Genomic DNA, 22,258 nt, shown 5'->3' on the forward strand with positions numbered 1-22,258 from the left:
TCACTAAACACCTTTTTTGTTATTCTCTAGGAATGCAATTCTAATCCCTCGCAAAATCAAATCAGGAGATATCTCATCAAAGATTCCTTCATCTTTAAACAATCCTGCAAATCCACCTGTTGCTATAGTATAAACAGGGGCTCCAAATTCTTCTAAACTTCTGGCTTTAAGCTCTCTTAATGCTCCTAAATGACCATAATACAACCCTGAACGAATATTAGTCTTAGTATCATAACCAATGGCAACCTCTGGTTTGACAATAGTTATTGAAGACAACTGCGAAGCTCCTTGACACAAAGCATTCAGTGAAAGCTTAACACCCGGCATAATTGAGCCACTTAAGTACTTTTTATCCTTAGTTACTAAATCAAAAGTAGTTGCTGTACCTAAATCAATAATTAGTAAATTTTTATTAGGATAATCAGCTATAGCTCCAATGCAGCTAGCTATTCTGTCTGCTCCTACTTGATGAGCTTCAACAGAAGACATATCAAGATCAGTAGTCTCCATACTAATAAAAAATGGCTTCATATCAAAGTATTTTATGACAGCAGAGCCTAAAGAATAATTTAAGTGAGGAACAACTGATGATATAGCACAACCTTCTATCTGAGCTAAATCTACTGAGTTCTCTCTTAATGCCTGTCTTAGAAATACACCTATCTGATCCGATGTGGAATCGACTGATGAAGTAGCATATCTTATTTGAGAAACTATATTTTCTCCCTCAAAAACACCTATATGTATATGAGAGTTCCCCACATCCATTACTAATAACATAAAACATCCTATAACTATAATTTAATGTGCTTGATCCCAACTCTCACCAGAATCAACATTTACCTCTAGGGGAACACTTAACTTAATAGACGATTCCATTATACTTTTTATTTTCGCAGTTACTTCATCAAGATTGAGCTTTCTAACTTCAAATACTAATTCATCATGCACTTGCATGACCATTTTAATGTCATCATTATACTCTTGTAAAATAACAGTGTTAACATCTATCATAGCTTTTTTAATAATATCTGCTGCTGTACCTTGCATAGGAGCATTAACAGCAGCTCTTTCAGCAGCATTTCTCTGGATTGCATTTTTAGCACTAATTTCTGGTAGGTACAATCTTCTTCCAAGTATAGTCTCAACATAACCATTTTGCTTTGCAAATTCTTTAGCTGTAGTCATATACTCTTTTACACTTGGATAACGATTAAAATACACATCTATATATTCTTGAGCTTCTGCTCTTGGTATTTCCAACTGTTTAGCCAATCCAAAAGCACTCATACCATAAATAAGTCCAAAGTTTATTGCTTTAGCCCTTCTTCGTTGCTCACTAGTAACCTCATCAAGACCTATACCTAAAACCTCAGCCGCAGTAGCACTATGAATATCTAAGCCTTGATTAAAAGCTTTTAAAAGGTTTTTATCCTTTGATAAATGCGCCATAATTCTCAGTTCAATCTGAGAGTAATCCGCTGCAACTACACAAAAATCATTTTCAGCAATAAATGCCTGTCTAATTTTACGCCCCTCAGGACTCTTAATAGGAATATTTTGTAAATTCGGATCTGATGAAGAAAGTCTTCCAGTCACAGTACCTGTCTGATTATACGAAGTATGAACGCGACCATTTATATCAAGCATTTTTGGCAACTTATCTGTATAAGTATTTTTAAGCTTTGATAGATGACGATACTTCATTATTAATGCTGCTATTTCATACTCTTCGGCTAGTTGCACCAAAACTTCTTCAGATGTCGAAGCCTGACCCTTTGCTGTCTTTTTGACTGGGGGAAGCCTCATCTTTTCAAACAAAATCTCTCTTAACTGTACAGGTGAAGCTAAATTAAACTCCTGACCAGCAAGATCATAGCACTTAACTTCAAGCTCCTTTATAGAGTCCTCAAGATTAGCACTTTGTTGTATAAGTTTATCAGCATCTATCTTAACACCAGTTTTTTCCATATTATTAAGGATAATAGTCAACGGCATTTCAACCTTAGAATATAGACTATATAACACTTCATCATCTTTTAGCATTTTCAAGAAATGATTATAAAGTCTAAATGTAATATCAGCATCTTCAGCAGCATATTTAGCTACTTTTTCTATATCTATTTGATCTAATGTCAACTGATTACGACCAGCTCCAGCTAATGTCGTATACGCGATTGGCTCAATACCCAAATGCTCTTTTGATAAGCTATCCATATCATGTTTACCACTACTTTTTAGCACATATGCCATAATCATAGTATCATTAACTTGATTAACTATCTTAACTCCATATTTTGACAAAACTTTTTCATCAAATTTAAAATTGTGGGCAACTTTAGACTTTTGAGAATCTACGAAAATAGGTTTTAAACTATCTAAAACCACTTCTAGTTCTAACTGTTGTGGAACTCCAAGATATCTATGTTGTAAAGGAATGTAGTAAGCTCGACCCTCTTTTGCACAAAATGATAGACCAACAAGGTTCGCTTCATAAGTATTAAGAGAATCTGTCTCCGTATCAAATGCAAAACTACTGCTACTTTCCAATTCTTTGACCAAATCATTAAGTTGCTCTAGTGTTGCAACTATCTTATAGTCAACCTCTATATTTTTAGGTTGCGGTTTTGTTAACTTTAGTGAAGATGGAATACTTAAATCTTTAAGTAAAGATTTAAATTCATAACGTGTAAACACCTCATATAAGTATTCTTTATTTGCATTTTTACATTTTAAATCTTCTATAGATAGATTAAGCTCCACATCGCACTTTATAGTTGCTAATTTATAGGATAATTTGAGTAACTCGATATTATTGCGTAAATTTTCTCCAACTTTACCTTTGATATTATCTTGATTGGCAATAACACCATCAATATCATCATATTCTTGTAGCCATTTAATTGCTGTTTTAGGACCTACTTTTGGTACTCCTGGGATATTATCTGAAGAATCACCCATCAAAGCTAAATAATCTATAATTTGATCTGGTCTAATTTGATATTTTTCTATAACTCCCACCACATCAGTAGTTACATTTTTCATAGAATCATAAAGAGTCACATTATCCGTGACTAACTGTGCCATATCCTTATCACCGGTTGATATAATGACATCATAGCCTTGTTGCTCAAGATCTCTTGCCAATGTTCCTATTACATCATCTGCTTCAACGCCATCTTTTATTATCAATGGAAATCCCATATTCTCGATAATTTGATGTAATGGTTGGATTTGTACTCTAAGCTCATCATCCATCGCTTTACGATTTGCTTTGTATTCAGGATACATCTCATGACGAAAGTTCTTACCCTTAGGGTCAAAGACTACTGTGATGTACTCGGTATCATACATGGCAGGCAGTTTCTTAAGCATATTAATCACGCCTATAATAGCCCCTGTTGGCTCACCTTGACTATTAGTAAGGTTTGGTAAAGCATGATATGCCCTAAAAAGATATGATGATCCATCAACTAAAACAATTTTTTTCATAGATTTTGTAGCTACTTTTTTATCAGGTTAATAGTAATATATATGCTTTGGTATATCAAACTGATTTATACTCTAGACTTCCATTCTAGTGACAAATTTTCAGCTTAACCGAATAATCAATAAGGCTCTAAGGCTATATCAAGATACCACCAATTACTCTTGGCAAAATCTTTACACTTAATTGCATCCTTATAAGTCATAATAACTATCTGTTCAGGATCAAAATGTTCAAAATCCTTGTGCGTATATTTATGATGATCTCTGAAGATATGCTCATGGTAGATATTCACTCCAAGCTCATCCAGCGAGCTAAAAAATTTATCAGGGTTACCAATACCAGCAACAGCATCTATTGATTTACCATAGAAACTATCTATAGGTATGCTTTGTTTTGTTACAAGATTTACAAATTTTGTCGCCTTGATTTTAGCTCTGACAATATTAGAATTATAATTTAATAACTCACTATAGTTTTGGTTATCAAGATTACCTATGGCGATTATTTGATCCACTGATTTTAGTCTTTCTACCGGTTCTCTGAGAGGTCCAGCTGGTAGACATAATCCATTGCCAAACATCCTACTGGCATCGATTACTACCACCTCTTTAGTTCTAGCTAGTTTATAATGCTGTAAACCATCATCGGATATAATAACATCGGCATCAGGATAATTCTTTTCAATATATTTAACAGAATCAACCCTGTGTGGAGATATTACTATTGGCACCTTACCATCTAATGCATCAAATAACATTGCCGGTTCATCACCACATACACTTGCAGGTGTCTTTGAGTCGACTTCAAAAGGATATTTTTCTGCCTTAGCGCCATAGCCACGACTGATTACAACTGGCTTTTTACCTTGCTCTAGGTATTGATTAGCAAACATCCTCACTACAGGAGTTTTACCAGTTCCACCAACGGAGATATTTCCCACTATAATTACAGGAATTTTTGACTTATATTGATTATTCTGTAGCCTAATTTTACGATTATGAGCAATTTTTGAGAAAATAAAAGCGATAGGACTTAAAATATAACTAAGTATCCCTAGCTGAGGTTTATACCAAATGTTACCTATCATTAGTATTACTGAAGTCCTGATTGATATAGCCTAGTATAAAGTCCACCTTTCGCCAGAAGCTCTTCATGCTTACCACTTTCAACCATTTTACCGTCATCCATCACTACAATTTTGTCGGCATTTTCAACCGTACTCAACCTATGTGCAATAACTATAGTAGTACAAGATTTAGTTAAGCTTTCTAATGCTTGTTGAACCACTCTTTCGGACTCATTATCAAGCGCACTTGTTGCCTCATCAAATATTAGCACTGGAGCATTTTTCAATAGAGCTCTAGCAATAGATAATCTCTGACGTTGACCGCCTGACAATTTAGAACCATTATTACCAATATTAGTATGAATACCATCAGAAAGCTCTTGAACAAACTCATAAGCATTAGCTCTTTTAAGAGCATCAACTACTTCTTCTTCAGAAACATCTCTTGAAAGTCCAAATGCTATATTATTAAATACAGTATCATCAAATAAATGAACATTTTGTGAAACCATAGATAGATGCGATCTTAAGTTTTCTAAAGTCAAATCTCGTATATCAACATTATCTAATAATATTTCACCTTTCTGCTGGGTATAAAATCTTGAAATAATGCTCGTAAGCGTTGTCTTACCACTCCCTGATTTACCAACAAAAGCTACGGTTTCTCCTGCTTCAATCTCTGTACTTACACCATTAAGAACTTTTTGCTCTCCAAATGCAAAACTAACATCTTTGATTGTTACTTTACCACGGACCTTATCAAGCTCTTTATTACCTGTTTCTTTCTCTGCCGGGTAGTCTAAAATATAGAATATATCTTCTGTAGCTGCTACAGCTTTTTGAATAACGACATTAACCTTGGTAAGATTCTTAATTGGTTTTAGAATGGCAGCAGCAGCAGCGAAGAATGACGCAAAAGAACCAGCTGTTAACCAAGACGAACCTCCTCCTTCATTAGTCCCAAAGATTGCGATTGTGAATAGTGAAAAAGCAAGAACTAGTGAAGCAATAATCTGAATAACAGGTGATGTAAGAGCATCTAACGCAATTGTTCTAATCTGCTGAGAGTAAGTATAATCAAGATTTCTAAAAAATTTATTCTGTTGTTTATGTTGCGCACCAAAGATTCTAATTTCTTTGTAGTTTCTTATCGTTTCTTCTGCCGTATGAGTGACATTACCCATTGATGACTGAGTGTTTCTACTTAATGATCTGAATTTCTTATTTATTATAGAAATAAACAAACCTAGAAATGGCCCAATAATTATTAAAAACAATGATAATTGCCAACTTGAAACCACCATAACTATTATAAGACCAATAACAAAAGTACCATCTTGCACAACTGTGATAATAGCTGTTGATGTAGCCTCAGTAACTTGATCAACATTATATAATAGTCTTGATATAATCTGACCTGAAGAATGCTTATCAAAAAAGCTAGCAGGTAGATTCATAAATCTCTTATAAATATCTTTTCTAAATTTATAAACAACCTTCTGCCCTAAAGACCCTATAAAGTATTGTGACAAAAATGATCCTACTGATCTCAAAGTCAAAAGCCCTACCATACCAACACCCATAAGCATAAGTATACTAGCACTTTGCTTAGTAATATCGCCACCAGGACCAAACCCATAATTCAATATAGGGTTAATAAGATATATCATTGAAGCATCAGCAGCAGAGAAAAACACACTACCCACAGCTGCAATAACAAGAAAGTGCCACAAATGTTTAACCTGCGACAACAACCTTTTATAAAGGGTTCCCACCCTTTGCTTACTTGTCATTTCACCACTTAGGTTACCCGAACCCTGAGATTTAAGATCAATTTTATCAATCAAATTTGCCATAGAATACAAAAAGCCGTTAAAAAACCAACGCGAATAACAGATAATTATACACTTTTTTCTGTTAACATAAAGCAAACAGAAAGATGTTTATTAAGCGATGGAGTTTTACTTAGTTGGTGGTGCTGTTAGAGACTTGCTACTCGGGATAACCCCCAAAGACAAAGACTGGGTGGTGATTGGTGCAACAGAAAATCAAATGATTGAATCTGGGTTTATAAAAGTACTTTCAAGCTTCCCTATTTTCATTCACCCGAAAACAAAACAAGAGTATGCTTTAGCTAGATCAGAAAAAAAAATAGCTAAAGGCTATCATGGTTTTGAAGTTAATTTTTCAAGCAACATCTCTTTAGAAGAAGATTTAAAACGCAGAGACCTAACTATCAACTCTATAGCCATAGATAAAAATAACAAGATAATCGATCCCTTTAACGGTCAGATTGATATTAAGAAGAGGATACTTCGACATACTTCAGAAGCCTTTATCGAAGATCCTTTACGCGTGGTTAGACTAGCTCGCTTCAAAGCCCAACTTAGCGCTTTTAACTTCTCAGTTGCTGACGAAACTATAAATATAGTCGATTCTGTTATCAAGTCAGGAGAGCTAAACTACCTAACTAAGGAGCGCTTGCATATAGAGTTTATCAAGGCACTTAAAAACCCAAGGATTTTTTTTGAGACATTAGACAATCTTGAAGCCTTGGAGGTGACATTCCCATATATAAAAAAATCTTTAGACACAATACCAAACACAAGTTTCTTTGAGAGCAAAATTTACTTAAAATCTTCAAATGATGAGAAAATATGCCTATGTCTTCTAGACATTAAAGATGAGTTTGTTAAACATATAAAGCTGGAATTACTTCTATCAAACAAACAATACAAACTCTTAAATGCAGTCATAACTATAAGAAAAATTTTTGAACTTAAAAACATAAGTGCCAGAGATGTTCTTAGACTATTAAAAAAAGCAAATTTAATAAGAAATAAAGAGCTACAACAAGTTAGCACAAATACTTACAGAAAATATCTAACAATAAATAATTCCAATACTTCAAACAGAACTATTGAACAGCTAAAAAACACTTTCCATGCCATAAATACCTCTAATATTAAAGACCTGACCATAACAGTATCAAAAGAAGATCTCTCGAACGCTATAGAATCGCTTTATATTGATAATATAAAAAAGCAATTAAATCTATGATACAATTACAAAAATTTCTTTGTTTTTAGAAAAATTTAATGATGAGATTCATATTTAGAAATATTTTTTTATTTAATACTTTTATTTGCTTAATCGCATTGGCTGTAGTTATGATTACCATTTTCGGTTTAAACTGGAAGCCCTGCCCAATGTGCCTAATTCAACAACTATGTGTTATATGCATTATGATATTTAGTATCCTAGGGTTAATCAAAAACAGCTCAAAAGGATTTAGTTCAATAGTACTGATAGTAATTGTATTAATCACTATTGTTGGTTGCTATATCGCTGCCGATCAAGCTTATTTACAATACTTCTCATCAACAATATCCAATGATCCAACAGACTGTGGTGCTATTAGCAACCCATTGTTAATTGATGCTACAAAATCATTAACAGGAACTGTTAGTAGCTGTACTAGTATTTCCGAAGAGATCTCTGGTGTTAGTTTGGCAGTATATAGCTTGATATTTTTCATTTGCCTATTAGGCATAAATTGTATTAGTTTATTTATAAGAATATTTAAAAAATAGTGGGATATAACAGTGGATTTTAAAAAAACTTTTTTAGACCTTAAAGAAAAAATTAATTCTAGTAAGAGAAACTATCTGATTTTTGTACTAGCAACCATTATCATAGCATGGCTCATACTAGGCAAACTTGGAATATCTCTAGCAATTGTCTACTTTATTTTCCAAATCAACTATATAAAAACAAAACTTTCTCTCCTCAAAAACAAGCGTACCGCCTCAATAGCTGTTGTAGTAGCAACACTAATACTCTTTGGAAGTATTTTTGGATTTGCCGAACTTATTCAAAGTATGATTAAAAAAGGTATGGCTTCATACGTGCCTCAGCCTGTAGCTGTAACATCTTCAGTTGTAGAAAAAACAGACTGGAAACAGGTAATAAACACTATTGGTGAAGCGCAAGCTATTCAATCCACAGAGATATCTTCTCAATCTGGTGGTATTGTAAGTGAAATTAATTTTAAGAGTGGACAAGAAGTTAAAGAAGGCGATCTTTTATTTAAACTAGACACTAGTCAACTAAAAGCTAGTTTAGAAGAAGCATTATCAAACCTTAAACTTGCCAAGATCACAAAAGATCGTTACAACAAACTTGTTGAACAAAGAGCAACTTCAAAAGAGTCCGCTGATAAAGCTAATGCTGACTACCTTTCTAAATTAGCTCAAGTTCAAAATATAGAGTCACAAATAGGCTTCAAAGAAATTAGAGCTCCATTTGACGGTAAGATAGGTATCAGAAACATAAGTTTAGGACAATATTTCAACAACGGTGATAATGCTGCTACACTTACAAAGATTGATCCTATATTTATTACATTCCCAGTGCCACAAAACAAAGTGAGCATGATTGATGTTGGTCAAGAAATTAACTTCTATTCTGACTCATATCCTGGTGAAACTTTTACGGCTAAAATTACGGCAATAAACTCTTTTATTAATGATTCAAATAGATCTATAACTGTTCAAGCAACATACCAAAACCCACATCATAAAATTGTCCCAGGAATGTTTTTAACTGTTCATGTTAGCTTACCAGTTAAGAAAAACTCTATTGTGATTCCTAGAAATGCTGTTTCATATAGCCTTTATGGTCAATCAGTATTTACACTCAACCCGGTAATGAAAGATGGCAAACCTGTCACAGCGTCTTACACATCCACCGCTGATGGAGGAATGAAAACTGTTGATACCGACAAGACTTTATACAAGGTGGGACAAGCTAATGTTGAAGTCTTAGAAACTAGAAATAACTTAGCCCTTGTTAAAGGCTTAGAGCCTGGCACTACGATTATTACGTCAGGACAAAATAAAGTGCATAAAGGAATGGATGCAATACTGAACAATAGTGTAAAGATTGACAATAATATATATAATCAGGGAATCCAGTAATGCGTTTAATTGATCTCTTTATTCGAAGACCTGTTCTATCTCTTTCAATAAGCTTTATGATTATTGTTGTAGGAGTTGGCTCATTTTTTCAATTACAAGTTAGACAATACCCATACATAGATAGTGCCACTATTACAGTTACAACAGCATATCCAGGTGCAAACCCTGCCACGATCCAAGCTTTTGTAACTAGACCCTTAGAGGCTGCGGTTGGCTCTTCCAAAGGTATTGATTATATGACATCATCATCCGCACTAGGTACAAGTACAATTACTGTCTATGTTAAACTAGGCTATAATACTAACGATGTCTTATCTGAGGTTGTACAAAATGTTAACTCTGTACTTAACCAACTCCCTCAAGATGCTTATTCTCCGGCTATTAAGCTAAATCCTGCAGATAACTTCCCATCTTTAATCTTAGCGTTTACAAGTAAGACCATGAATACTTCAGAGATATCAGCATATATTAACTCTGAACTTACACCTAAACTACTAGCCCAAGGTGGATTATCTTCAATAGATGTATGGGGCAACAAGCCTTATGCAATGCGTATATATCCAAATAAAACGCGCATGGCAGAGTATGGTATCACACCAACTGAACTAGCCACAGCAATTGGCTCGAACAGTTTAGTTTCGGCCGGAGGCCAAATACAGGGGCCATACCTAAACTATACACTTAACCCCGAAACAAGTATGTCTACAGCTCAAGAGTATAGAAACTTAATTATCAAAAAAAGTGATAAACAGGTAGTACGACTCAAGGATGTTGCGAAAGTTGAGCTTGGTGCTCAAGACTACAACTCATCTGTGTATTTTGATGGCAAAAATGCTGTACTAGCAGGTGCTGTAGTATCCCCTGAAGAAAACCCCCTTGAAGTAGTTGATAAACTAGTTGAAGAGCTACCAAATATCAAAGCAGCTCTTCCAAATGGCCTAGATGTTAACATTGCATACAATAGTACTACATATATCGAAGTTTCTATTGAAGAAGTTCTTCACACATTATTTGAAGCCGTGATAATTGTATCTGTAGTTATGTTTTTATTCTTAGGATCATTTAGAGCCATTATAGTTCCAGTTGTTGCAATTCCTCTTTCAATTATTGGATCATTCTTTTTGATGTCGCTTATGGGCTTCTCAATCAACCTTCTGACTCTTCTTGCCATGATTCTTGCAATCGGTCTTGTTGTTGATGACGCTATCGTTGTACTAGAGAATATTTATAGGCATATCGAAGAAGGAATGGAACCTTTTGCAGCCGCCATCAAAGGAGCTAGAGAAATAGCTAACCCTGTTATATTAATGACTCTAACCCTAGTCGTAGTATATGCTCCAATTGGTATGATGGGAGGCTTCACAGGACAACTATTCACAGAGTTTGCATATTCACTTGCTGGAGCTGTAGTAATATCTGGTATAGTTGCGTATACGCTCTCACCAATGTTATGCTCAAAAATCTTAAATAGAGAAATGATGAGCACAAAACTTGTTAAATTCATTGATAAACTCTTTACAGCATTAACTGCGAAATATAAAGCGATCTTAGAGTTTGTCTTAGATATCAAACCTGCAATAGCTGTTGTAGGACTGATTGTACTAGCTAGCTGTTTCATAATGGGTAAAGGAATTAAGTCCGAATTAGCTCCTAATGAAGATATGGGCTTCCTAGGAATTATGGGACAAGCTCCATCTTCTGCAAATATTAATTACCTAGAAACTTTTGGTACAAAATTAGCTAGTACACTAGATGAAGTACCTGGCAAGCAAGACACCTTTATTCTTAATGGAGTAATGGGGTCAAATGTGATTTTTGGCGGCTTTATTATGCAACCATGGGATAAGAGAGAAATCTCTCAACAAAAAGCTGCTCAGATAGCTCAGGCAAAGGTTACAGAACTACCAGGAATACAAACATATACATATCAAACTCCTGCACTACCAGGAATACCAAGAGGTGCCCCACTATCATTAGTTATTCAAAGTGTTAATGATTATGAGGCTATTGATGAAATTACTAATAAAGTAATTGATAAAATGATGAAAAGCGGATTATTTGTATTCGCTCAAAGTGATCTTAAATTTGATAACCCAGTTGTTGATATTAGTATTGATCGTGAAAAAGCTGGTATATTAGGCATCACTATGTCAGATATTGCTAAAACATTAGGTTACTCTTATGCAGGAGGATATATTAACTATTTCTTCCTAAAAGGATACAGTTTCCAAGTAATTCCCCAATTAGCTCGTAATGAAATGTTAACTCAAGAGCAATTAGGTAACATATACATTCGTTCGGATGAGGTTAGTGACTTGTTCAACTCAGAATTGCCTCTGTCGGCATTAGTATCCTTTAAAACAGAGGGGCAACCTCTTACCTTAAACACTTTCCAGCAATTAAATTCATCAACGATTTCTGCTGTTATGGCTCCAGGAATAACTCAAGGCCAAGCTATTGATTATGTTAAAAGTGTAGTTAGAAGTGAGTTGCCGGAAGGGTTCTCATTTAACTTCTCTGGCTCTGCTCGTCAATATATTGAAAACGGTAGCACTATGATGGTAGCTTTTGCATTTGCAATTGTACTTATCTTCTTAGCACTATCTGCTCAGTTTGAGAGCTTTAGAGATTCTTTGGTGATCTTAGTTACTATACCAATGGCTATATCTGGTGCACTAATACCGTTATATGTTGGTCAATATATGGGTGCTGGATGGGCATCACTAAACATCTACACTCAACTAGGTCTCGTAACCTTGATTGGTCTAATATCCAAACAAGGTATCATGGTTGTTGAATTTGCTAATCACTTACAAAAACATGAAGGAATGAATAAGTATGATGCTATTGTAACATCATCATCACAACGTCTAAGACCTATTTTGATGACAGTTTCAGCAATGGTAGTTGGTGTCATACCCCTGGTAACTTCATCAGGAGCTGGTGCTATTAGTAGAAACTGTATAGGTGTGGTCATATCTAGCGGACTTGTGATAGGAGCGATCTTCTCACTATTTGTTTTACCTGTGGTATATATGTATATTGCTAGTGATAAATCAAGTGCTGTAAAAACCGATTCAGAGCAACAAAAAATCATCGATAATCTTGAAGAATAAGTATTTATAGAGCCTTTTGTTATTAGTAAATTTATTTTTTTTTTGCTAAAATGAAAATTACTCTAGTCTAATATATCTTAATGAATGAATAATTCTCACCTTCCTCAGACCAAGCTATTGGCGACTTTAGCGTGGGTAATATGCTTAATCGCTACTCTTAACTATAGTTACGACTTCTTTATCAGGGCTGCCCCTGGTGTAATGGGAGATAATTTAATTCGTGACTTTGGTATTAGTCATACTCAACTTGGAATGTTATCTTCAGCATATTTTATATCGTATACAATAATGCAAATTCCGGCTGGTGTAATACTAGATAAGTATAATCGTAAGGTAGTAATCAGTATTGCTACAGCATTTTGTGTTCTTGGTAACTATTTATTTTCTGCTACAGATAATTATGAAATCGCCTATATTGGCAGAATCTTTATGGGTATAGGCTCTGCTTTTGGATTTATTGGCGCTGCTAAAATGGCCGCTATGTGGCTACCTGAAAGACTTTTTTCAACATTTATAGGATTTGCAACTGTTGTAGGAATACTGGGTGGTCTAGTTACTGACACAATGCTATCTAGCTTAGTTTCTGAATTAGGTTGGAAAGAAGGTAATGCTGTATTTACATATATTGGTGTCGGAATATTACTACTAATAGTTTTATTTATTCGTGATAATCCAAAACATGTTCAGAAGTTCACTCATCTAAGTGAAGCCAACTTCAAAGAAACTATCATTAAAGTTTTAAAAATCTTTTGTAATATAAGATTTTGGTCAGCAAGCATTATTGGTGCAGTACTATTTATACCTATTAATGTCCTAGGTTCGCTTTGGGGGGTTGGCTTAATCCAAGCTAAATTTGGCCTTAGCCAAGAAACTGCATCACATATAAATGGTGTTTTATTTATTGGTGCTGCAGTAGGCTTCACAATTGCAGCAATTATTGCCTCATTAACAAACAGATATCGTCGTATGTTAATTTTGAGCATAATATCACTTGCTGTAATTTTAGCTATTATTTTATATGTTCCCGTTAATTTATCGCTATTCACCTTACTATACTTCTTGCTTGGTGCCGCAGCTGGACCTCAAGCTGTCACTTTTGGTATAGCCAAGATAATCTCACCTAAAGGAACTGCGGGCTCTGCCACAGCTGGTGTGAATATGATAAACAACTTTATTCCAATTATATTATTGCCACTTGTAGGGTATATACTTACTCATTTTGGCTCACTAATAGATAATTCAACCACCATCTATACTATCTCTAGTTACCAAAACGCTCTTGATATGGTAATAGTATTTCTATTAATTTGCCTTCCTATCGCTATGATAATTCCCAAAGAAGTAGATGCGGATCTTGATCACTAATCAGATATTTTAGCTTTATATATAATTTAAATTCTCTGGATAAGGATTTAAATAACTCTGCTTCTCTAAATACGGCAAATCCAGCTCAATAAGATACATTCTAATTACACTGACAGGAACTTCCCAAGATATTTTACAATCACGATACTTATTAAGTAGCTCTTGTAGATATTGTCTCTGAGCTTTTGAAACTTTTTTATTTATTTCTCTGAGAACATTTTGAAGTGCCATATAATGAGCCCCTCTCTTAGCAGGCTTAGCTATTGCTTGCATAAAAAGCTCGATGTATTTATGCTTTATAGCTTCGACATCTACCTTATTACCAGCTTCTGACAACATATTCCCAAGAATTTTCTTAGTCTTATTGTTGTGCATTCGTAATAAAATTTTATGCTTTGAGTGATATTCCATCATTTCAGTAATATTAGAACACCGCATAAACTCTGTTCTAAGACTATGGTAGCAAAAAACTTTACGCAGAAAATGATCACGTAATGTTTTATCAGTAAGCTTACCATCATCTTCTATAGGCAAAAGAGGGTCATATTCTTTTAATGCTCTTACAAACAAACCATCTGCTTTTTCACCTGTATAGCCATGATTCTCATCAAAAACTCTCGCTGTATTAACACCACAGCTTGGCGATTTCGCCTTTAATATAAAACCATATACAGTATCAATTTTCGATATAAGCATAGCGACAGCTTTCTGAATCTTATCTGTTACATCATCATGAGTTTTATTGGTTTTAACTGACAAAACATTTGTCTGAATATCTTCAACTAGAAATAAAGTAGGCCTAGGAACTCCAAGACCAGCAGCAACTTCCGGACAAACTATTTTGTAATCAAAATATTCAGCATACGTACCAGTTATGTATGATTTATGGCAATTGCCGCCATTATATCGAACATTATTTCCTACTAGACAACTACTGACACCTATTGGTATTTTGTTCAAAACTTACACCTAATTTAACTAATATTAATTAAATTATAGATTAGATATCAAGATAATAAAGATATTTATTCAAAAGAAGTAGCTATATTAAGAATCTCTTCAAGTCGATCATCTGTATCTGCAAGCACTAAAATCATAACTTTGTTATTTAGGTCAAGATTGCCTATACATGTTATAATTACGCCCTCAGTATCACCATATGTATAATCAACTCCATTATCTTTAAGATACTGATAATAGTCATCTATAGTTGATCCTTTAGGGACTAACACATTATTATGGCCCACCCAAGGCTTATGCTCACCATTGCGCAATTCGTGTGCTAAAAAGCCTGCATAAATAGCGCCTGTTTGTCGTGCATTAACTTCAAGTACGTAAGGTACAATCTTACCATTAATCTCACGGATAAGAAGATCAACACCCACGACACCTCTAACACCCATGTCACGAAGAATTTCTGTCATTTGATCACAAATTTCTATTACTGCAGGCTCTTCACTAAATTTAGACTTATACTTATTGCCTAAGTGTGTCTGACCATCAAGCATTTGATCACTTAAACCAAGACAGACATCGTCTTCTTTTTTATCACCAATACTTACTTGAAAAGCAGGTGAACCTAAATTATCAAGCCAAGGGTCAATCATAAATACCTCAACCCTATGCATAAGCTTTAGAATATCTCTTAATTCCTTTTCGCTCTCAAACCTATGAATACCGTATCCAGAACAAGCTCGAGGCATAATTACAGCACATTCATAAATACCTTTATTCTCATAGTCACGATAAATCTGTAGAGCTTTTTTAACATAATCTTCATCACTAATTGTCGATATAATATTAACACTCGGAACTAACACACCCCTATCATACAACATTTGCCTAAGGAATGATTTATCATTTAAAAACTGTGATAATGCTTCTGATAGCCCATAGTTTTTATTATGTTTGATTCCGATTAGTTCAATTGCTGTAGCAGCTGTAAATGGCACAATATGAGTATACTCAGGATTACTAAACTCAGGAATTTGATCAGCATAATTCATAACTATTGTAGACAGCCTATAGTGCTCCATCAGCTTGTCTAAAAATATAAAGTTATCCATGGTTATATACGTAAGACCAATCCTATTAAAATAACTAACAATTTCTTCAACTTCACTCTGTGTCTTTTTTGGCAGGATAATTTTGTGATCTTTGGCAAGTAAGCACAAAGTACGTGTAACATATTTATTTACAAAAGAGCTAACAAGATCTGCACCATATATATCTGTTGTATTAGGCACATGAATAGCTTTTTTACCCCATATTCTTTCAGAGACAGCATTTGTCTTTTTTATTGCCATATTTTAAGCTCCTATTAGTTGTTTCTGCCGCTTATACGCTACAGCTTTAGCAAATGCGTCAGCCATTGATGCTAACTTATCCGGATCAACTTCTAAATTAGCTATATCATAATGTTCATCCGCAGTTGTTGTTTTAGACAGCAAGTCTTTCGGTATATCAATACAAACTGCCTCAAGCTCGCACACAAGATAGTGAGCCACCAAATGTTCCGCTAGGATATACGGTTTATCATACTCTATATCAATATCAATCTGTTTAAGTTCATGAGATAGAGATTCAATCAAATCTTTGGAGGCAAATATCCCGTTACGAGCATCTCCCGTAAAGAGTTCAGTAACTCTTTTTTCACCCTCTTTATGAGCATTTCTATACAGCTCAATATATTTTCTCAACGTATCAGGAGTTTCTATAATAGCTTCTGAATATCTTTCTTGTACAACATTTGGAGAGTAAGTAGACATAGTATGTAAATCTATGGCAACTGCATTATAAGTTTTGGCCACAGCAACAATATGACATAATTTCTGCATATACTTATCAAATAACTTCATAAGCTCTTGTTTAAGTTCTATATGCTGATCATAGTCGATGATATCTCTTATACAGTTTGGATATAATCTTCCCGCATCTAATATGGAGCGAGGGAAAGAAGGCTCTGCAATAAGTGTGTATAACCCATATTCTAAATAGAGCCTCTGAGCTATTGCATGAGAGAGCGAATGTGTACCGAAATCATATTCTATTGATAAAAAATCATCAAACTCTTCTTTACTAAGTTTGACAAGCTGTCCAATAGCAGGAAAATCAAACTCAACAAAATCTTTACCTAATTCTGCATGAGGGCATGTAATGACTAAGTCAAACTTTAAATCTTCCTGGGTATAGAAGTATAGAGTAGCCGCTTCATAGTATTTTACGTAGAAAGGCTCAACTACTTTATTCATGCTATCTAACAAAATTATATAATTATTATTTATGATAATATTCGATTATAGCAATTATAAAACTAATAATAAAATTCAAAATTGATTATAATTATTTTTACTAAATATTTAATCCTGTATCGGTATGTTTTTTAAGAATAAAAAAGAAAGCTCCATCTTAAGCTTTCTAGTTGTTTCTTTTGCAAGCTTTTTTGCTATTTTTATGCTTGTTATCTCTATTTTTAGCTTTTATCAGGTTAAGCACCAAAACAACTCTCTTTTTAACTATCAATTAAAAACCGCAGCGCAAGTTATTGAAACTGTTCTAAAAATATACCCATTAGAAGATGATGAAAATACTACCGATATGATTGTTAACAAAATATCCTCTTCTTTTTTGAATATCAAGAATTATAATGAAAGCGTTGGCTTTATCGTATATGATAGAAAACACAAAAAGCTACTATTAAAAACATCAAACTTGCCATCATTTCATAAGAATTATGATGGAATTACATCTACTACAGGGTTTGAATGGATTTATACAGATACTGATGGTATTCATAAACACTGGTATACATATACTCTAAAAACAGACGGTGGAGATGTAGTAACAGTATTCGTAAATAATTCTGATAAAGATAAACTATCTCGACAAATAATTTTTAAGTTTGCAATACTTTTAGCATCAATATATATAATCCTTATTGGATTTATCTATTACATACTAAAAACTGCTCTTTATCCTCTAGAAAGAATAAATAAGCGTGTAGCAAAAATTAATCCTCGTAGAAATGAGAAACTTAATGAGGATATTATTCCCTTTGAAATAAAATCTATTGTTGAACAGATTAATTCATTAATAGAAAAGTTTCATGCAACATTAGAGAGGGAAAAGCGATTCTCAGGCGATGCTGCACACGAACTTAAGACTCCTATAGCAGGAGTAAAAACTTTGGTTGAGATTGCGCTTGCATCTGATGACATAAATGAAATTAAACAAAAACTCGAACGAATCAAAAACTCCACCAATAGATACTCTCATATTATTGACCAGTTATTAACATTAAGTAGAATCCAGCCGAATGAGCAAATCACATTTGGTAAAAAACTTATGATCAATACTGTACTTGAAACATTCATTGCTGATAATGCTATTAAAGCTATCGAAAAAAATATAGAAATTGCCTTCTATCCATCACAAGAAAATTTATATTGCTATAGTAACGAATACCTATTAGGAATAATGTTTAAAAACCTAATATCAAATGCTATAAAATATACTCCAGATGGTGGACTCGTTGAGATACACTCTTTCCAAAAGGATGATAATATCATTGTTGAAATTAAAGATAATGGTATAGGTGTCCCTCCTGAAAATATCGAACGTATTTTTGATAGATTCTATAGGGAGACAGGCACCGGTGAAGAAGGAAGCGGACTTGGACTAGCAATAGTTTCAGAAATCGTAAGGCTCCATGACGGTAAGATATTTGCACAAAACAATACTGATGGGAATGGTATCACTGTTACTGTCAAAATTCCTATTGAGCATAAACAAGAAGACTAAATATATCTTTCTAGAGCCTTTGAAATCTCAGGATCCTCAAACTCAAAACCCTCTCTTTGTAATTTAGTTGGTTTTATGTTTTGGCTAGATAACAAAAGCTCCTCCCCCATCTGTCCAAACATTAGCTTAATCATTGCACTTGGAATCTTAATTATACGTTTTTTGGCTAGATATTTACCCAAAAGCTCTATTAAGTGCCTATGCTGGCTAGCTTCGGGCGATGTCAGATTATATACTTCTTTCTTGTCCAACTTGTTGTCTATAATAAACTCAACCGCTCTCGATAAGTCAAAGACACTTATCCAAGTCATATAATTATGTCCATTACCAAACATTGTCAAAAAGCCAAATTTAGCAGGCATAATCACTTTTTCAAGAACACCACCGTTACCGATAACAACCCCAAAACGCATGATTGTGTACCTAGCTAGCGGAGAATCCACTAAACATTTCTCCCAACTATCAACAACTTGCTGACCAAAAGTTAAGTTATCAAACTTTCTATCATGCTTTTCTTCATCCTGAGGAATATCAGAAAAATTATAATAGCCAATAGCACTAGCATTAATTAGCCAAATATTTTTATTACCTATTAATTCAACCAACCTAGTAGTTGGTTCTATACGACTAGATATAATCTTATTCTTAACAGAGTTACTCCAACGCTTCTGACCAATGTTATAACCACATAAATTTATGACAATATCAAAATCAGATATCTTAACCTCATCAAGTTCAGACCAAGTTAATAAATCATCATAGTATCCAATTTTAGATTTTTGCGATCTAGTGAGTAATGTCAATCTATACTTAGGACTTATATATTTTGATAACTCCCTACCTACAAATCCTGATCCGCCTGCTACTAGTATTTTCATAAGATCTCCTAAAATCTTAACTTATACTACTATTATATTTGTAAAGTTTGACTAAGTAACATTACAATTTATTAATCTAGTTTGTGGTTACTTGAGAATAATAAACTATTGTGAGATTCTATCTGTAGTAGCCTCCCAGCTGAAAATCATAATAAAAGTTACTAGCCTGATCTATAAGTAGGTTAGTTTTAATAACAACAAAAAATAGAGGTTCTTTCTATGTACTGGGTCGAAATACTATCAAGAATACAGTTTGCCTTTACGGTAAGTTTTCATATTTTGTTTCCAGCCTTCAGTATTGGGTTATCAACATTTTTGATGATCTTCGAGGCTTTATGGCTAATTACCAAAAATGATAAATACCTTGCTATAGTAAAATTCTGGACAAAGATATTTGCTCTTACGTTTGGTATGGGCGTTGTGTCTGGAATTGTTATGGAGTTCCAATTTGGTGCTAACTGGGCAGGCTTTGCCGAAAAAGTTGGTCCTGTACTTGGCTCTCTGTTCACATATGAAGTCCTTACAGCTTTCTTCATAGAGGCTGGAGCATTAGGTATTATGATTTTCGGTTGGGGTAGAATAAACAAATATGTTCATTTTTTGGCTAACTTCACAATATTTGTTGGTGTGACATTATCAGCCTTCTGGATATTATCAGCTAACTCATGGATGCAAACACCTGATGGTGTGAACTATATCAATGGTAAGTTTGAAGTATACAGCTGGTATCATGTAATCTTTAACCCTTCTGTGATTCCAAGGTATATCCATATGCTTATGGCTGCATACTTGAGTACTCTAATGGTTATACTAGGTGTTAGTGCATATTACATTATCAAGGATAAACATCACACCTTTGCAAAAACATGCATCAAATTTTCGATAGTTTCCATTCTAATTTTAAGTATAGGTCAACTTGGTGTGGGTGACGATGTAGGTAGAGAAGTACATGAACATCAGCCACTTAAAACAGCGGCAATGGAAGGTGTTTGGGATACTCAGAAAGGCGCTCCTTTTGTAATATTTGCATACCCAAGCGAATCACAAGAAAAGAACTTATTCGCTATAGAGATTCCTAAGCTTGCTTCTCTAATAAACACTCATGAGTTAGACGGAGAATTAATAGGTCTTAAATCTGTTCCGGAAAAAGATAGACCAGTGGTTGCTGTCGTATTCTATAGCTTTAGAATAATGGTAGGTATTGGTACGCTAATGATACTTATGGGTGTTGTAGGAACTATACTCTTAGCGAGAAAAAAACTACAAACTTCAAAATGGTTCCTAAGACTCTGTACACTAACTACACCACTTGGTTTTGTTGCCATCATCACAGGATGGTTCACAGCAGAATTTGGTAGACAACCTTGGACTGTATATAACATACTAAGGACTGAGTATTCCGTCAGTGATATTAACTTCTGGCAAGTGTTTAGCTCATTAGCAGCAATAATCATTGTTTACTTCATTATATTTGGGTTCTTCTACTTCAGATACTTATTTAGAATTATAAATGGTGGTCCAAGTACTGGTGGAGAAGAAAGAATGCCTTACTCATACTTCCAATCAGTTGAGAAGACTACAGGCGAGGAGGAATAATTATGGACTTAGGATTAATTTGGTTATTTATAATTGCTTTTGCTCTACTACTGTATATTGTATTAGATGGATTTGCTCTAGGCATGGGGTCACTATTTCCATTTTTTGATGATCATCAAAAAGATATTGCAGTGAGTATATTACTACCAACTTGGGATGGTAACCAAACATGGCTAGTTTTTGCTTTAGCGTGCTTTTATGGGATGTTTCCTATCGCATTTGCCTACATATTCCCTAAGATTTACTTATCCGCGATACTTTTAGTAGTTATGATACTCTTCAGAGGTATTTGCTTTGAGTTTAGACTAAAATCTCATAAAGGTATCAAAAACTGGGATAAGCTTTTCTTCATATCTTCATTAACGGCAACTTTTCTGCAAGGCTACATAGTTGGCGAATTGATAGTAGGTTTCCCACATAGTACTTTTTATGGTGCTGGCTTTTCCATACTTACGGGTATAGCTCTAGTATTTGGTTATAGCATACTTGGCGCAACTCGTCTTATACTTAAAACTGAAGGAGAGCTTTATGATAAAGCTAAAAGACTAGCTAAATCATGTAGTATAGTACTTGCGATATTAATGTTAATTATTGGAGCAATTACTCCTATATATACTAAATTACCTTTAGATAGCTTCTATAAGATGACTATCCTTGGCGCACTTTTTGTACTTACCATTATAAGTTTCTTAGTCCTTATCAAAGTGATAGATGCTAAAAATCATGCTTTACCATATTGGTCGGCTGTAGCAATATTTGTCTTTACGTATACAAGTATGCTGGCATTAATATTTCCATATATTATCCCTTATCACATTACATACACCCAAGCACAAGCTAGTGATACCACGCTACTATTTACGCTAATTCCAGCTGTAATTATGATCCCATTACTGTTGCTATACACCAGCTATGCTTATTATATCTTTAGAGGAAAAACCAAAGAAAAATTAAGTTACTAGGAGAAA

At 34.2% G+C, this 22,258-nt stretch carries 16 protein-coding genes; 8 read left to right on the forward strand and 8 right to left on the reverse strand.

Annotated features, from left to right (window positions below; translation table 11 throughout):
* Positions 1-3: 3 nt before the first annotated feature.
* The 4 genes from FQ699_RS01790 to msbA form a co-directional block, all read right to left on the reverse strand.
* Positions 4-780: a type III pantothenate kinase gene (locus FQ699_RS01790; protein ID WP_146420866.1), complete on the reverse strand. Its 777-nt coding sequence runs from the start codon at positions 778-780 to the stop codon at positions 4-6.
* A gap of 21 nt (positions 781-801) precedes the next feature.
* Positions 802-3,492, reverse strand: a complete 2,691-nt coding sequence (gene polA, locus FQ699_RS01795; RefSeq protein ID WP_146420867.1) for a DNA polymerase I — start codon at positions 3,490-3,492, stop codon at positions 802-804.
* 116 nt (positions 3,493-3,608) lie between these two features.
* A complete protein-coding gene (gene lpxK / locus FQ699_RS01800) occupies positions 3,609-4,577 on the reverse strand; it encodes a tetraacyldisaccharide 4'-kinase (RefSeq protein WP_146420868.1) in 969 nt (322 codons plus the stop codon).
* 5 nt (positions 4,578-4,582) lie between these two features.
* On the reverse strand, positions 4,583-6,412 hold the full coding sequence (msbA, locus tag FQ699_RS01805; protein WP_146420869.1) for a lipid A export permease/ATP-binding protein MsbA: 1,830 nt from the start codon (positions 6,410-6,412) through the stop codon (positions 4,583-4,585).
* A 97-nt stretch (positions 6,413-6,509) separates the two neighbouring features.
* Between msbA and FQ699_RS01810 the strand changes: the two genes are divergently transcribed.
* The 5 genes from FQ699_RS01810 to FQ699_RS01830 all read left to right on the forward strand — a co-directional run bounded on the left by FQ699_RS01810 (position 6,510) and on the right by FQ699_RS01830 (position 14,016).
* The gene (locus FQ699_RS01810) at positions 6,510-7,616 is read left to right on the forward strand and encodes a CCA tRNA nucleotidyltransferase (RefSeq protein WP_146420870.1); all 1,107 of its coding nucleotides are present in this window, start codon (positions 6,510-6,512) and stop codon (positions 7,614-7,616) included.
* 41 nt (positions 7,617-7,657) lie between these two features.
* Positions 7,658-8,149 carry a disulfide bond formation protein B gene (locus FQ699_RS01815; protein WP_146420974.1) on the forward strand — a complete coding sequence of 164 codons (492 nt, stop codon included), beginning with the start codon at positions 7,658-7,660 and terminating at the stop codon, positions 8,147-8,149.
* Between the two features lie 12 nt (positions 8,150-8,161).
* A complete protein-coding gene (locus FQ699_RS01820) occupies positions 8,162-9,535 on the forward strand; it encodes an efflux RND transporter periplasmic adaptor subunit (RefSeq protein ID WP_146420871.1) in 1,374 nt (457 codons plus the stop codon).
* Positions 9,535-12,651 (forward strand): efflux RND transporter permease subunit, encoded by a 3,117-nt coding sequence (locus FQ699_RS01825; RefSeq protein WP_146420872.1) that lies wholly within the window; start codon positions 9,535-9,537, stop codon positions 12,649-12,651. The genes FQ699_RS01820 and FQ699_RS01825 overlap by 1 nt, the downstream gene beginning before the upstream one ends.
* A gap of 84 nt (positions 12,652-12,735) precedes the next feature.
* A complete protein-coding gene (locus FQ699_RS01830) occupies positions 12,736-14,016 on the forward strand; it encodes an MFS transporter (protein ID WP_146420873.1) in 1,281 nt (426 codons plus the stop codon).
* Between the two features lie 15 nt (positions 14,017-14,031).
* Here the strand turns inward: FQ699_RS01830 and FQ699_RS01835 are convergent, their stop codons facing one another.
* The 3 genes from FQ699_RS01835 to FQ699_RS01850 form a co-directional block, all read right to left on the reverse strand.
* Positions 14,032-14,976 carry a YbgA family protein gene (locus FQ699_RS01835; RefSeq protein WP_146420874.1) on the reverse strand — a complete coding sequence of 315 codons (945 nt, stop codon included), beginning with the start codon at positions 14,974-14,976 and terminating at the stop codon, positions 14,032-14,034.
* 65 nt (positions 14,977-15,041) lie between these two features.
* Positions 15,042-16,322 (reverse strand): ATP-grasp domain-containing protein, encoded by a 1,281-nt coding sequence (locus FQ699_RS01840; protein WP_179951648.1) that lies wholly within the window; start codon positions 16,320-16,322, stop codon positions 15,042-15,044.
* Between the two features lie 3 nt (positions 16,323-16,325).
* Complete coding sequence (locus FQ699_RS01850; protein WP_146420876.1) at positions 16,326-17,279, reverse strand: hypothetical protein; 954 nt, start codon at positions 17,277-17,279, stop codon at positions 16,326-16,328.
* Between the two features lie 112 nt (positions 17,280-17,391).
* Here FQ699_RS01850 and FQ699_RS01855 point away from each other — a divergent pair, with 112 nt between their 5' ends.
* Positions 17,392-18,816: a sensor histidine kinase gene (locus FQ699_RS01855; protein ID WP_146420877.1), complete on the forward strand. Its 1,425-nt coding sequence runs from the start codon at positions 17,392-17,394 to the stop codon at positions 18,814-18,816.
* Here FQ699_RS01855 and FQ699_RS01860 read toward each other — a convergent pair.
* Positions 18,813-19,694 carry a TIGR01777 family oxidoreductase gene (locus FQ699_RS01860; protein ID WP_146420878.1) on the reverse strand — a complete coding sequence of 294 codons (882 nt, stop codon included), beginning with the start codon at positions 19,692-19,694 and terminating at the stop codon, positions 18,813-18,815. The genes FQ699_RS01855 and FQ699_RS01860 overlap by 4 nt on opposite strands.
* A gap of 219 nt (positions 19,695-19,913) precedes the next feature.
* On the opposite strand from FQ699_RS01860, the gene FQ699_RS01865 reads away from it, so the two are divergent.
* Positions 19,914-21,290 carry a cytochrome ubiquinol oxidase subunit I gene (locus tag FQ699_RS01865; RefSeq protein WP_146420879.1) on the forward strand — a complete coding sequence of 459 codons (1,377 nt, stop codon included), beginning with the start codon at positions 19,914-19,916 and terminating at the stop codon, positions 21,288-21,290.
* Between the two features lie 2 nt (positions 21,291-21,292).
* Positions 21,293-22,252, forward strand: coding sequence for a cytochrome d ubiquinol oxidase subunit II (locus FQ699_RS01870; RefSeq protein ID WP_146420880.1), 960 nt, complete (start codon positions 21,293-21,295; stop codon positions 22,250-22,252).
* Positions 22,253-22,258 lie beyond the last annotated feature (6 nt).

The organism is Francisella salimarina (genome assembly GCF_007923265.1).
Lineage (GTDB): Bacteria > Pseudomonadota > Gammaproteobacteria > Francisellales > Francisellaceae > Francisella > Francisella salimarina.